We start from the raw sequence: 13,857 nt of genomic DNA, 5'->3' as shown, positions 1-13,857 counted from the left end.
CCTTGCTCTCACCCGGCGCGCGGGCCCCCTGTGAGCGCCGGGGGCGCCATGACGCGGGCGTCCGGCTCCGGCAGCCAGGCGCCGTCCGGCTGATCGAGCCAGTCCTCCTCCGCGCCGAGCCGCCGCGCGGCGGCGAGCAGGGCGTCCAGCCCCGGGTGGCGCAGTCCGCGCCGCCACACCATGGAGACCGGGGCGAGCGGTACGGGACCGGTGAGCGGGCGCAGGACGAAGCCGGGCAGGTCGATGAACTCGGTGCTGGCCAGCACGGGCCAGCGGTGCTTGCGCACCAGGCGGACGAACTCCTCCGGGCCGTCGATGGCGGGGAAGGGCGCGGCGACGGAGATTCCCCGGCCCCGGAAGAGGCGCCGGGCCAGGTCCGTCCACTCGGCGGTGTCCGGGTTCCCGGCGGCGGCGTAGAGGGACTCCCCGGCGAGTCCGTCGAGCGGCACCTCGGCGAGCGGGGCCAGCCGGTGGCCGGCGGGCAGCAGCACCGCCATCCGCTCGTGGCGGACCGGCCGGTGCTCCAGCCGGTCCAGCACCTCGGCGGCCAGGCCCGCCGCGCGGCCGAAGGAGACGTCCAGGCGGCCTGCGAGGATCCCGGCGGCGGCGCCGGTGAGCCCGCTGTGGAAGCGCGCGGTCAGCTCGAGTTCGGGCGCGGCGGCGCGGGCGGCCGTCAGCACCCGGTGGCCGGTGCCCACGGGCGCGCCGATGTCGACGAGCAGCGGCCGGCCGACGGGGGCGAAGGCGGCGGCCAGTTCGTCGTGGGCGGCGAGGACGCGCCGGGCGTACGGCAGCAGCCGCTCCCCCTCGGCGGTCAGCCGCACCGAGCGGGTCGTGCGGACGAACAGCTCGGCCCGCAGTTCGCGCTCCAGACGCCGGACGTCCCGGCTCAGCGCCTGCTGGGCGACGTGCAGCCGGGCGGCGGCCTGGGTGAAGTGCAGTTCCTCCGCGACGGCGGTGAAGGCCCTGAGCAGGCGCGGGTCGATGGCGTGCGGCATCCGCCCATTGAACACGTCCGCGATTCACCTCCGGAACGCGTCAATGGGCGCTGATCAGGTGTTGGACCGCGCCGGACCAGGCCCACGAGGGTGATGGCATGACCGCGCTCGCCCTCGCCGCCCCCTACCGGCGGCTCTTCGCCCTGCCCGGCACCCGGGCCTTCACCACCGGGAACCTCCTGGCCCGGCTCCCGATGGGGATGTTCGGCGTCAGCGCGGTCGTGATGATCGCCGCGGGGTACGGCTCGTACGCGCTGGCCGGGGCGGTCACCGCCACCGGGCTCGCCGCGACGGCGGTGGTGGCCCCCTGGACCGCCCGGCTGACCGACCGGCTCGGCCAGGCCCGGGTGGCCGTGCCGGCCGCGGGGCTCGCCGCGCTGGGCTCGCTCGCGCTGGTGATGTGCGTACGGCTGCACGCCCCGGTCTGGACCCTGTTCGCCGCGTACGCCGCCACCGCGACGACGCCGAACACCGGCGGCATGGCGCGGGCGCGCTGGGCGCACCTGTACCGGGACGACGAGCGGGCCCGGCACGTCGCCAACTCCTTCGAGCAGGCGGCGGACGAGGTCTGCTTCATGCTCGGCCCGGTCCTCGCGGCCTTCCTGTGCACCGCGCTGTTCCCCGAGGCCGGCACGCTGACGGGGGCGCTGCTGCTCTTCGGCGGCATCCTGCTCTTCGCCGCGCAGCGCGGCACCGAGCCCCCGCCGGTGCCGCGGCCCGGGGCCGCAGCGGGACCGGGCGCGGGCGCCGGGCGGGCCGCGGTGCCGGCCGTGCTGCTGACGTTCCTGGCGACGGGGGCCGTCTTCGGGGCCCTGGAGGTCACGACGATCGCCTTCGCCGACGCCCAGGGGCACCGCGGCGCCGCCGGGGCGGTGCTCGCCCTCCAGGCGGCGGGCTCCTGCGCGGCGGGCCTGCTGTACGGGCTGCGTCGGCCCCGCGGCACCGCCGGGGGCCGCTTCGCCGCGAGCGTCGCCCTGATGGCCGCCCTCATGCTCGGCCCGCTGCCCGCGGCGGCCCTCGGCGGCCTGTGGCTGCTGGCCCCCGCGCTGCTGCTGGCGGGCATGGCCACCGCGCCCACGATGATCAACGGCATGGCCCTGATCCAGCGCCGGGTCCCGCCGGGCCGCCTCAACGAGGGGATGACGCTGGCCGTCACGGCCCTCCTGGGCGGCATCGCCGCGGGCTCCTTCGCCGCGGGGTCCGTCGTGGAGCACCGGGGCGTGGTGGCCGCGTACGCGATACCGGCGGTCGCCGCGGCCACCGCCGCCCTGGTCTCGGCGGCCTCCCTGCGTCAGGCCCGGCGCCGGGCCTGACGCAATCGGTCACCCCCGGAAACGACGGAAGGCGATGCCTCCCGCGCGGAGCGCGGCAGGCATCGCCTTCCATGGGGTCAGTGGAGATGGCGGGAATCGAACCCGCGTCCTGTGGTGCGGAACCAGGGCTTCTCCGAGCGCAGTCCGCTGTGCTTTTCTCGGCCCCGGCAGTCACGCGGACAAGCCGCCGACGGGCCCAGCCACTGTTTGGTTTCCCACCGAGCCCCGTGGCCGGACTCAGTGGTTTAGTCCCCTAGCTGATGCCAGGATCCGGGTCGGGAACAGCCCCGGGCTGACACTCCGCGGAGTCTTCGGCTAGCTGCTAATTAGGCAGCGAGCGCGAAGGCGGAGGAATCGCTCTTGTTATTGGCGATTATTGTTTTCGGCATATGGTTTACGAGATCATTGCCGCTTCCTCGGCTCGCTTCCCCTGCTTCGACATCCCCAGTCGAAACCGATCATCCCCATGTTGACTTTTCAAGCTGCACACCGGGCGGTCACCGTCCGGTGGTGCTGATCCCATCGTACGTGACCAACGCGCACGGTGGCCAGCGCATTCCCGCGCCCGCGGCGCGGGCGGCGTTCACTGCCCGCGCTGCCGGCGGCGTACTGCCGACATGGCCCGGTCGGCCTCGCGCCGGTCCTGCTGCTCACGCAGGGTCTGCCGCTTGTCGTAGTCCTTCTTGCCCTTGGCCAGCGCGATCTCGACCTTCGCCCGGCCGTCCTTGAAGTAGAGGGAGAGCGGCACGATCGTGTGACCGGTCTCCTGCGACTTCTGGAAGAGCTTCTCGATCTCCGCCCGGTGCAGCAGCAGTTTGCGCTTGCGCCGCGCCGAGTGGTTCGTCCACGTCCCCTGGGTGTACTCGGGGATGTGCACGTTGTGCAGCCACGCCTCGCCCCCGTCGAGCTGGCCGAAGCCGTCGACCAGGGAGGCGCGTCCCTGGCGCAGCGACTTCACCTCGGTGCCGGTCAGCACCAGGCCCGCCTCGTAGGTGTCGAGGATGTGGTAGTCGTGCCGCGCCTTCTTGTTCTGCGCGATCAGCTTGCGACCCGTTTCCTTTGCCATAGCGCGGCCATTCTCGCACCTCGGCGGGGCGGGGGGTACCGGTTTGCGCGCCGGTCAGCGGGCCGGCGCGCCCAGGCCGTCCAGTACCTCGAGGGCCTCGGACTCGGCGTCCGCGCCGCCGGTGACCGACAGGTCGGGCTCGACCCCGCGGCCGTCCACCCGGCGACCTGCGGGCAGCCGGTAGTGGCCGACGGTGAGTTCGGCGACCGAGCCGTCCGACAGCCGGCTGGGCATCTGCACGGAGCCTTTGCCGAAGGTGCGGGAGCCCACGACGACGGCGCGCCCGCGGTCCTGGAGGGCGCCGGCGAGCAGTTCGGCCGCGCTCATCGTGCCGCCGTCGACGAGCACCACGAGCGGGGTGTCGGTGTCGCCGCCGTCGGTGGCGTACAGCGCCTGCTGCCTGCCGTGGACGTCGTACGTGGCGACCAGGCCGCCGTCCAGGAGCGCGGAGGCCACGCCGACGGCCTCGGTGACCAGGCCTCCGGAGTTGCCTCGCAGGTCCAGGAGTATGCCCTCGCGACCGGGCCGACCGGACAGCGCACGGCCGACCTGCTCGGCGACGCCCTTGGTGAAGGCGTCCACCGTGACGACGGTGACGCCGCCGGGGACGTGCCGGACCCGTACGGACTCCGTCGGCAGCAGGGCGCGCCGCGGGGAGATCTCCCAGGAGCGTGTGCCGCGCCGCAGGCCCAGCGAGACGGGCGTGCCGGCGGAGTCGGAACCGCGCAGCCGGGCGACCACCTCGGTGACGGGACGACCGGTGACCTCGGTGCCGTCGATGCTCGTCAGCCGGTCGCCGGCATGCACACCGGACCGGGCGGCGGGACTGCCGGACTGGACGCGGTCGATCCCGATGCGGCCGTCCTCGGTGCGCCGCACCCACAGGCCGACCCCCACGTACCGGCCGTCCAGGGACTGCTGGAAGCCCTCGTACTCCTGGGCCGTGTAGAAGGAGGACCAGCGGTCGCCGCTCCGGCTGACCAGGGCCTCCGCGGCCTGCGGACCGACCTTGCCCTCCGCGATCGCCTCGGCGATCTCGTCGGTGTCGGCGACCGTGCCGGCCGGGATGCGGGAGTGCTGCGGCGTCCGCCGCCCCCCGCCGAGGTCCCCGAAGGAGCCCGCCGCCGCGCCGGTCGCCAGGACCGCGCCGAAGACCAGCGTCAGCGCCGCGGCGCGGCACAGGCGACGTGGTCTCCCGGGCGGACAGTGGCTCAGCACGTCGGGCAGTCTAGGCGAGAAGCGGGCGCTGTACGGAAAGTTGGCCGTACAGCGCCCTTGGCGCGCATCAGACCTTGAGGTATTTGCGCAGCGCGATCAGGGCCGCCAGCGCGGGCATCAGCATGCCCACCACCAGCACCAGCGGCAGCACCTGGGCCACCTCGCCCCAGCCGAGGAAGTTGATCAGCGGCACCTTGGTCTGCAGCGACAGGCCGTGGTCGATCAGGAAGTAGCGACCGACGAGGAGCATCAGACAGGCCAGGCCACCGCCGACCAGACCGGCGAACGCGGCCTCCATGATGAACGGCATCTGGATGTAGAAGCTGGACGCGCCGACCAGCCGCATGATCCCGGTCTCGCGGCGCCGGCTGAAGGCCGACACCCGCACCGTGTTGACGATCAGCATCATCGCCACCGCGAGCATGAACGCCAGCACCACCAGCGCCGCCAGCGTCATGCCGTTGAGCAGCCCGAACAGGTTGTCCAGCAGGGCCTTCTGGTCCTGCACCTCCTGGACGCCGGGACGGCCCTGGAAGGCGCTCGCGACGACCTGGAACTTCGTCGGGTCCTTGAGCTTGACCCGGAACGACTCCTGCATCTGGTCCGGGGTGAGCGAGTCGGCCAGCGGCGAGTCGGAGAACTGCTCCTTGTAGTGCTTGTAGGCGTCCTCCGCGCTCTCGTGGAAGTACTTGTCCACCAGCGGCAGCGCCTTGAGCTGCTTCTCGACGTCCTGCTTCTGCTCCTCGGTGACGGCGCCCTTGGTGCAGTTGGGGTCGGTCTTGGCGTCGTTCTTGTTGCAGAGGAAGATCGACACCTGGACCTTGTCGTACCAGTAGCCCTTCATCGAGTCGACCTGCTCGCGGGCGAGCCACGAGCCGCCGGCGAGCGCGAGCGAGAGGGCCACGGAGACGATGACCGCGAAGGTCATGGTGAGGTTGCGCCGGAGGCCGACGCCGATCTCCGAGAGCACGAACTGGGCGCGCATGTTGTCCTTTCAGAAGGCTGCGGTGTGCAGGGCGGGGCCCCGGCTCAGTGCTGGTAGCCGTAGACGCCGCGGGACTGGTCGCGGACCAGTCGCCCCTTCTCGAGCTCGATGACGCGCTTGCGCATCTGGTCGACGATGTTCTGGTCGTGGGTGGCCATCACCACGGTGGTGCCGGTGCGGTTGATGCGGTCCAGCAGCCGCATGATGCCCACGGAGGTCTGCGGGTCGAGGTTTCCCGTGGGCTCGTCCGCGATCAGCAGCATCGGGCGGTTGACGAACGCCCGGGCGATCGCCACGCGCTGCTGCTCACCGCCGGACAGCTCGCCCGGCATGCGGTCCTCCTTGCCGCCGAGGCCGACGAGGTCCAGCACCTCGGGGACCGTCTTGCGGATGGTGCCGCGCGGCTTGCCGATCACCTCGAGGGCGAAGGCCACGTTCTCGGCAACCGTCTTGTTGGGCAGCAGTCGGAAGTCCTGGAAGACGGTGCCCAGTTGGCGGCGCATCTGCGGCACCTTCCAGTTGGACAGCCGCGCCAGGTCCTTGCCGAGCACGTGCACCATGCCGGTGTCGGTGCGCTCCTCGCGCAGGATCAGCCGCAGGAAGGTCGACTTCCCGGAGCCGGAGGAGCCCACCAGGAAGACGAACTCACCCTTCTCGATTTCCAGCGACACGTCCCGAAGTGCAGGACGGTTCTGCCTGGGGTAAGTCTTGGTGACGTTGTCGAATCGGATCACGGTCGCACTCCGGATACAGGGGATCGGAGGCGACCTTACGCGAATGGCCACGGCCCGCGCAGTCCGCGGTCCGGGATGACGGGTTTATTCACAGACCACCGGGGGACAAAGCAGGCATTGGCCACATGTGTCACTCTTCGGAGTCGCAGGAATCGCGCGGGACGCGCCGAGCGTCCCGGGAACTGGCACAGTGGTCGGGGGGCCCGGGAACGTACCGCCCCTGTCGCGCGTTGTTCATCGAGCGGCCGCCAGGCCGCCTGGGAGGAGGCGACGGCATGACAGTCGACCGACTGGTGTGCGCCAATTGCGCCGGCCCCGTCAGCGAGGGCCGCTGTGCGGTCTGCCGCGCCCACCGTGCCCGCATGCAGCAGGAGAACCCCTTCGCGGCCATCTCCCCGGCGGCCCTGATCGCCCTGCTGGTCGCCCTGCTCGCGGTGGCGTGGGTGGTGCACGAGGCCGCGGTGTAGCGCGGCACACACATACGGCGAGCACAGGGGCCCGCGGCGCTCGGCGCTACGGGCCCCTGCGGCGTTCCCGGGCCTCCCGCGGGCACACGCGGGCCCGCACCGCATGTGGCGCATGCGGTACGGGCCTCGGGTGCGCGCTACCGTCCGGGCGTGGACCTCAGACGGCGGTGTTGCGGCCGCCGCCGACCAGGCGCGGCATCAGGCGGAAGCCGACACCGCCCGCGATCATCGTGGCGGCACCGACCAGCAGGAACAGGCTGTCGCCGGCACCGGTCTCGGCCAGCTCCTCCGTGGTGTCACCCTGGGTGACGACCTCGCTGCTGCCGGCGTTGTCGGTGTTGGTGTTGTCGGCGCAGGTCACGCTGTCCCCGTCGAGGGTGCAGGTGGTGCCGTCGCCGTCGGAACCGCCGGTCTCGGAACCGCCGGCACCGCTGCCGCCACCGTTCCCGTTGCCGCCGTTCCCGTTGCCCTCACTGGTGCCCTGCGACTGGCCTTCCGACTGCCCCTCGGACTGCCCCTCGCTCTGGCCTTCCGACTGACCCTCGGACTGCCCCTCGGACTGGCCCTCGCTCTGGCCTTCCGACTGCCCCTCGGACTGACCCTCGCTCTGGCCTTCCGACTGGCCTTCCGACTGGCCCTCGCTCTGGCCTTCCGACTGGCCCTCGGACTGACCCTCGCTCTGGCCTTCCGACTGGCCTTCCGACTGACCCTCGCTCTGGCCTTCCGACTGCCCCTCGGACTGACCCTCGCTCTGGCCTTCCGACTGCCCCTCGGACTGACCCTCGCTCTGGCCTTCCGACTGCCCCTCGGACTGACCCTCGCTCTGGCCTTCCGTGACACCAAGCGTGGCGCCCTCGGTCTGGCCTTCCGTCTGGCCCTCCGTGACACCAAGCGTGGCGCCCTCGGTGTCCTCGTCATCGAGGTTGACACCGACACTGACCTCGGCCTCGCCGGCGTTCAGGCCGATGTCCAGGCCGACGGCCTGGGCGGCGCCCGCGGCGGTCAGCGAGGCACCGCTCGCGATCACCGCGGCGGCGGCTATACGGGCCACTCGCAGCCGTGTGTGCTTCATGCTCATCTGGCAACTACCCCCAGTAGCTTCTCGTCAATGGAGCAGCGTCACAGGGGGAGCGTCCTGTGGGGCGGTGCACGTTCAAGGCCGGGGCCTGAGCCACCGGCCGCGCTCGCCCCCGTTCGCTCGCGCCCCAGTCCTACGCATGCCGCGCATCACGATTCCCAGATTTCACAGCGTCGTCAAGGGCGTTCCAAGCGCAATGCCGGGATTGGCCGACTATGCCGCCCGGTTGCTTATGGTGCTGTGACCCAAAACGCACAACTGCCACCCACCGGGCGGCAGTTGTGAGGATCCCAAGGAGACGACGAGGCGTCAGACGCCGGCGCCCTGCTCCTGCTGCTTGCGCCAGCGGATGCCCGCCTCGAGGAAGCCGTCGATGTCGCCGTCGAGGACGCCTTGGGGGTTGCCGACCTCGAAGTCCGTCCGCAGGTCCTTGACCATCTGGTAGGGGTGGAGCACGTAGGAACGCATCTGGTTGCCCCAGGAGTTGCCGCCGTCGCCCTTGAGGGCGTCCATCTTGGCCTGCTCCTCCTGGCGGCGCCGCTCCAGCAGCTTGGCCTGCAGGACGTTCATCGCGCTGGCCTTGTTCTGGATCTGGGAGCGCTCGTTCTGGCAGGAGACCACGATGCCGGTCGGGAGGTGGGTGATCCGGACCGCGGAGTCGGTGGTGTTGACGCCCTGGCCGCCGGGGCCGGAGGCGCGGTAGACGTCGATGCGCAGCTCGGTCTCGTCGATCTCGACGTGGTCGCTCTGCTCGACGACCGGCAGCACCTCGACGCCCGCGAAGGACGTCTGGCGCCGGCCCTGGTTGTCGAAGGGCGAGATGCGCACCAGCCGGTGGGTGCCCTGCTCGACCGAGAGGGTGCCGTAGGCGTACGGCGCCTTCACCACGAAGGTCGTGGACTTGATGCCGGCCTCTTCCGCGAACGAGGTCTCGTAGATCTCGGTCGGGTAGCCGTGCCGCTCGGACCAGCGCAGGTACATGCGCTGCAGCTGCTCCGCGAAGTCGGCGGCGTCGACGCCGCCCGCCTCGGCGCGGATGTTGACCAGCGCCTCACGGGCGTCGTACTCGCCGGACAGGAGGGTGCGGACCTCCATCTCGTCCAGCGCCTTGCGCACCGACTCCAGCTCGGTCTCGGCCTCGGCGCGGGTGTCCGCGTCGTCCTCGGCCTCGGCGAGCTCGAAGAGCACCCCGAGGTCGTCGATGCGGCCGCGCAGTGCCTCGGCCTTGCGGACCTCGGCCTGCAGGTGCGACAGCTTGCTGGTGATCTTCTGTGCCGCCTCCGGGTCGTCCCACAGCGACGGCGCCGCCGCCTGCTCCTCGAGCACGGCGATGTCGGCCCTCAGCTTGTCGAGGTCCAGAACGGCCTCGATCGAGGCCATGGTCGACGAGAGGGACTTGAGCTCTTCGGATACATCCAGGACTGCCACGTCCCCCAGGGTACCGGCACGCCGCGCATTGCCGCTCCGGTGAGCCGGGGCGGGCCGGCCGGCGGCCGTGAGCGCCTCGGCGTTCAGGCCGGGACGGGGGCCGAGGCGTGGGCGAGCGTGCCGTCGGCGCGCCGGAGGTAGAGGGTCAGGGTGTCGTCCGCCGTGGTCAGCCCGGGGTGGGAGGGGGTGCTGGCGGACACCGGCACCGCCGCCCACGTGCCGCCGTCGGAGACGGCGGCGGCCAGGGCCCCGTCGTCGGCGGGGGCGAGGACGAAGAGCCGGCCACCGGAGACGGCGGGTTCGGGGCGGCCCGTGGCGTCGAGGCCGGTGACGATCTCGGAGGGGCGCCAGGCGCCGTTCGCGTACGGCAGGCGCAGCACGGCGCCGTCGGCCTTGCGGACGGCGAAGGCGTCGAGGGTGCCGGGTGCGGCCGAGACCAGGCCGGGGGCGGCGGTGACCCGGCCCGCGGTGGGGACCAGCGCCCAGGCGTTCCAGCGGCCGTCGACCCAGGAGGAGGTGACGAGGTCGCCGCCGGAGCAGCCGACCAGGTCGATCCGGCCGGGCGCGGAGGACGCGGCGGCGGGGGTCGTGGTGAACCGGGCGGGCTGGTCGACCTGGTACCAGTCGCCCCAGGCGCCGCCGCTCAGGGTCCGCCGGTACACCCGGTGGTCGGTGCCGAGGGCGAAGACGTCCAACTGCCCGGCGCGCGACGAGACGACCGAGGGGTCGTCGGCGACGCTTATCCCGGTGAGCCGGTGCCAGGTGCCGGAGGCCAGGTACCAGACGTTCTTGTCGCTGCCCCGGGTGAAGACGTGCGTCGTCCCGGACACGGAGATCGCGCGGGGGCCGCCGACCGGGTGCACGCCGCGGTCCGGGAAGCGGGGCAGCGACGTGTAGCCGGACCAGCTCAGCGCGGCCTCCTCGGCGGCGGTGCCCGCCGGGGTGCTGACGGCGCCCTGCGGGGAGGCGGCGGCGCCGGTGGGCGCGGTCGGGGTGGTCGAGGCCTGTCCGGAAGGCTTGTCCTCGCGGCTGTTGGAGCCGCCGTCGTCGTCCGAGCCGGAGGCCGCGATCGCCCAGCCGCCGAGCCCGACGACCAGCGCGGCGGCCGCCGCGGCACCGATCTTGACGCGGCGGCGCTGCAGCGCGTCGGGGACGGCGCGATGGCGGTGCCGCGCGTGCTGGCCGGGCACCGCGGCGGGCCGGCCGCCGGCCAGTTCCTCCGCGGTGGGCAGCTTGATGCTGGTGTGGGTGTCGCGCGTCGAGTCGGGTGCGGAGCCGCGGACCAGGGGCACGGCGCCGCGCGGCTGGTCGGCCGGCGGGTCGTAGGGCTCGGCGAGGGAACCGGACTCCCGGTCGTACACCTCCTCGCCGTGGTGGTCCCCGGGCGCGTCCACCTCCAGCGGGGGCAGCCCGGCGAGGGCGGGCAGCAGCTCGCGCAGCCGCGTGCCGACCTCGGCCGCCCTCAGCCGCGAGGCCGGGGCCTTGGCGAGGCACTGGGAGAGCAACTGCCACAGCTCGTCGGGCAGGTCGGGCAGCGGCGCGACCGACTCGGTGACGTGCCGGCGCAGCACCGCGCCCGGGTGGCCGCCGCCGAACGGCGTGAAGCCGGCGAGCAGCTCGTACAGGACGGTGGCGAGGGCGTAGATGTCGACGGAGGCGCGCGGCGGCAGGCCCTCGATGATCTCCGGGGCCAGATAGTCGGGGGTTCCGATGATGCGGGTGGCCCGGGTGCGGCGCGGGGAGTCGACCAGCCGCGCGATGCCGAAGTCGGTGAGGAGCGCCGGGGGCGCCCCGCCCGGTCCGGGCGGGGCGGCGGAGTCCAGCAGGACGTTCTCCGGCTTGACGTCGCGGTGGACGACGCCCGCCGCGTGGGCCGCGGCCAGGCCGTCGGCGACGTCCGCGGTGATGGAGACGGCCGCCTCGGGGGTGAGCCTGCGTTCGCGCTCCAGCCGGGAGCGCAGGTCGGTGCCGCGGACGAGGTCCATGACGAGCGCGAGGTCCGAGCCGTCGACCACCAGGTCGCGGATGCCGACGATGTGCGGGTGGTGGAGCGCCAGCAGGGCCGTGCGCTCCTGCACGAAGCGGCCGACGAGGTCCTGGTCGGAGGCGAGGTCCTCGCGCAGCAGCTTGATGGCGACCGGGCCCTCGGGGCCCTCGCCCAGCCACACGGTGCCGGCGGAACCCCGCCCCAGCACCTGGTGCGCGGTGTACCGGCTGCCGATCTTCCGTCCCAAGGCTGCTCCGACTCCTCCGACGTGCCGTCGTGTTGGCGACAAAGCTACGCGGATGCGAGCCGGTTGGGGGAACCTGACGGGGGTGAGTGCGGCTTCTCCGGGAGAAATCACCCTCCAGAAGTCGACAAATCACCAACACCGGCCCCACGGGGAGGTGACGGTGGGCCAGTTGACGTTGACGGCACCGGCTCAGCGGGGCGGCACGGCGTGGGCGGTGCCCGGCGCCGTGCCCGACCCCGAAGGGGTGCGCGGCGGTCCTACGGAGTGCCGCCGGAGGTCCCCGAGCCGCCGAGGCCCGAGACCCAGTCCCAGAAGTTCTCGACGCCGTCGCTCACGGTGCCCCACAGGCTCTTGCCGGTGTCCAGCCACTCCGGGACGGGGGTGAGGTACCAGACGAGCAGGACGATCACGATCAGCACGATGATCATGGTGAAACAGCCCTTGAGGCACCCGAGACCCGGAATCTTCATCGGGTTGGCGCTGCGCTGCCGCGGCTCGCGGTACGGGGCGGGCTCCGGCGCGGACGGGCGCTGGGGCTCGTACCGCTGGTGCTGCGGCTGCTCGTAGCGCGGCGCGGGCTGCTGCTGCGGCCGCGGCGCGTACTGCTGGGGCTGGGGCTGCGGGGCCCGCTGGGCGTACTGCTGCGGATGCGGCTGCGGCGCGTAGCCGGGCTGCGCCGGCTGCCGGTACTGGGGCTGCTGCGGCCGCTGCTGCTGGTACCCCTGCGGGGGCTGCGGCGGCTGCTGCGACTGCGGCTGCTGGGAGGCCTGCCGGCGCGGCCTGCGGCGCAGCGGGTCCTGCTCCGGGTCCAGGTACTGGATCTCGGTCTGCTCGGCGCGCGCACGGGCGCGGTTGAGCTGCGACTCCCACGGGTGCGGGCCCTGCGGGGCACCGGAGTCCGGCGGCCCGTCCGGCACCGGCGGCATCACGCGGGTGCCGTCGCCGGCCCCGGCCGATGCAGAGCCGCCCGGGATCACCCGGGTCGCGTCGGCCGCGCCCGCCGCGGAGGCGGGCAGGACGCTGGTGGCGGCATTCGGGTCGTACGGGTCGTACCCGCCGACGGGCGACCGGTTCGGCAGGACCTGCGTGGGGTCGGCGGTGTCCGGCGGGACGAGCGGGGTGTCCGGGACGGTGGCGGGGGACGGGTCCGGCGCGAGCAGCGCGGCGACGCCGAGCGCCGCCTCGGACTGCGCCGGGGAGGAGTGCACGCCGACGCCCGCCGCGACGACGCGCAGGGCGCGCGCCAGGTTCTCCGCGCTGGGCCGCTCCCCGGGCTCCTTGCGCAGGCAGCGCTCGATGACCGTCCACAGCGGCTCGGGCACGGTGGAGGGCCGGCGCGGCTCCTCGCTCAGGTGCTGGTGCAGCACCTCGAGCGCGCTCTCGCCCCTGAAGGGCGGGCGCCCGGTGACCAGTTCGTACAGGAGGATGCCCGCGCCGTAGATGTCCACGGCCGAGGTCTGCGGACGGCCCTGGGCCGACTCCGGCGCTATGTAGGCGGGCGTGCCGACGAACTCGTGGGTGCGGGTGACGCCGGGTGAGTCCGCCAGCCGCGCGATGCCGAAGTCGGTCAGCATCGGGTGCATCTGCTGGGTGCCGTCCGGGCCCGCGACGGTGGCGAGCAGGACGTTGGCGGGCTTCAGGTCGCGGTGCACCACGCCGTCGGCGTGGCTGGCGGCCAGCGCGTCGGCCACGGCGGCGGTCAGCAGCGCGGCGCCGACCGGCGAGAACGGGCCGTTCTCGCGCAGATGGCGGTAGAGGTCGGGGCCCTCGATCAGGTCCATCACCAGGGCGAGCAGCTCACCCTCCACGACCAGGTCGCGGACCCGGACGATGTGCGGATGGCGCAGCCGCAGCAGGACCGAGCGCTCCCGCAGGAAGCGCATGACGATGTCGGGATCGCTCGCCAGCTCTTCCTTGAGCACCTTGATCGCGACGGTCTCGCCGGTGTCCCGCACCTGGGACCGCCACACGGTGCCCGTGGCTCCGCGCCCGAGCGGCTCCACCAGTTCGTATCTGCTGCCTACCGGCCGCACGTTCGCGCTCCCTGGATCTTGGCCTGGTCCGTGGCCTGTTTCGCCCACTGTAGTGCCGCCACGTGGGAGCGGGGCTGCGTTCCGGTACGGGGCGTGTGTGGGGTTAGGACGCGGGGTACGGTCGTTTGGTTGCTTTTTCTGCCCAATGCTGACCATTCAAGATCGCAAAGGTGGGCACCGGCGGCGAGCTGTCGGCGGCGGGTGGGAGGATGCGTGTCGCGGATCGCGTATCGCCGAGCAAGCTGGTCCAGCTGAGCAAGGGGAGCCCACCGGTCCGCTCTTGTACGTGTCGACGTCCCGGGC

10 protein-coding genes, 1 other RNA gene and 1 pseudogene are annotated in these 13,857 nt (G+C 72.9%); 2 read left to right on the top strand and 10 right to left on the bottom strand.

What is annotated here, in order from left to right; translation table 11 throughout:
• Positions 1–8: 8 nt before the first annotated feature.
• Entirely contained in the window at positions 9–998 is a 990-nt protein-coding gene (locus OIE69_RS24670; protein WP_326575690.1) for a LysR family transcriptional regulator, read from the bottom strand.
• A 98-nt stretch (positions 999–1,096) separates the two neighbouring features.
• Between OIE69_RS24670 and OIE69_RS24665 the strand changes: the two genes are divergently transcribed.
• Positions 1,097–2,311: an MFS transporter gene (locus OIE69_RS24665; RefSeq protein ID WP_326575688.1), complete on the top strand. Its 1,215-nt coding sequence runs from the start codon at positions 1,097–1,099 to the stop codon at positions 2,309–2,311.
• Between the two features lie 78 nt (positions 2,312–2,389).
• On the opposite strand, the gene ssrA is transcribed toward OIE69_RS24665, so the two are convergent.
• The 5 genes from ssrA to ftsE all read right to left on the bottom strand — a co-directional run bounded on the left by ssrA (position 2,390) and on the right by ftsE (position 6,314).
• Positions 2,390–2,777, bottom strand: a transfer-messenger RNA (tmRNA) gene (gene ssrA / locus OIE69_RS24660).
• 117 nt (positions 2,778–2,894) lie between these two features.
• On the bottom strand, positions 2,895–3,377 hold the full coding sequence (smpB, locus tag OIE69_RS24655; RefSeq protein ID WP_326575686.1) for an SsrA-binding protein SmpB: 483 nt from the start codon (positions 3,375–3,377) through the stop codon (positions 2,895–2,897).
• Between the two features lie 54 nt (positions 3,378–3,431).
• Positions 3,432–4,595: a S41 family peptidase gene (locus OIE69_RS24650; RefSeq protein ID WP_326575684.1), complete on the bottom strand. Its 1,164-nt coding sequence runs from the start codon at positions 4,593–4,595 to the stop codon at positions 3,432–3,434.
• 67 nt (positions 4,596–4,662) lie between these two features.
• Entirely contained in the window at positions 4,663–5,580 is a 918-nt protein-coding gene (gene ftsX, locus OIE69_RS24645; RefSeq protein WP_018564090.1) for a permease-like cell division protein FtsX, read from the bottom strand.
• A 44-nt stretch (positions 5,581–5,624) separates the two neighbouring features.
• A complete protein-coding gene (gene ftsE / locus OIE69_RS24640) occupies positions 5,625–6,314 on the bottom strand; it encodes a cell division ATP-binding protein FtsE (protein WP_018564091.1) in 690 nt (229 codons plus the stop codon).
• A 275-nt stretch (positions 6,315–6,589) separates the two neighbouring features.
• On the opposite strand from ftsE, the gene OIE69_RS24635 reads away from it, so the two are divergent.
• The gene (locus OIE69_RS24635) at positions 6,590–6,781 is read left to right on the top strand and encodes a hypothetical protein (RefSeq protein WP_326575680.1); all 192 of its coding nucleotides are present in this window, start codon (positions 6,590–6,592) and stop codon (positions 6,779–6,781) included.
• 157 nt (positions 6,782–6,938) lie between these two features.
• Here OIE69_RS24635 and OIE69_RS24630 read toward each other — a convergent pair whose 3' ends face one another.
• From OIE69_RS24630 to OIE69_RS24615, 4 genes and pseudogenes are all read right to left on the bottom strand, one after another.
• Complete coding sequence (locus OIE69_RS24630) at positions 6,939–7,808, bottom strand: hypothetical protein (protein WP_326575678.1); 870 nt, start codon at positions 7,806–7,808, stop codon at positions 6,939–6,941.
• Between the two features lie 360 nt (positions 7,809–8,168).
• Positions 8,169–9,287, bottom strand: coding sequence for a peptide chain release factor 2 (prfB, locus tag OIE69_RS24625; RefSeq protein WP_326575676.1), 1,119 nt, complete (start codon positions 9,285–9,287; stop codon positions 8,169–8,171).
• A 989-nt stretch (positions 9,288–10,276) separates the two neighbouring features.
• A pseudogene (locus OIE69_RS24620) lies at positions 10,277–11,521 on the bottom strand (serine/threonine-protein kinase); the annotation flags it as partial.
• A gap of 257 nt (positions 11,522–11,778) precedes the next feature.
• Positions 11,779–13,554 carry a serine/threonine-protein kinase gene (locus OIE69_RS24615; RefSeq protein WP_326575674.1) on the bottom strand — a complete coding sequence of 592 codons (1,776 nt, stop codon included), beginning with the start codon at positions 13,552–13,554 and terminating at the stop codon, positions 11,779–11,781.
• Positions 13,555–13,857: the final 303 nt, after the last annotated feature.

Origin of the sequence: Actinacidiphila glaucinigra, from assembly GCF_035918135.1 — a bacterium.
GTDB classification, from domain to species: Bacteria; Actinomycetota; Actinomycetes; order Streptomycetales; family Streptomycetaceae; genus Actinacidiphila; species Actinacidiphila glaucinigra.
Note: the sequence above shows the minus strand (reverse complement) of the source record. Positions and strands in the feature narration are given on the sequence as shown.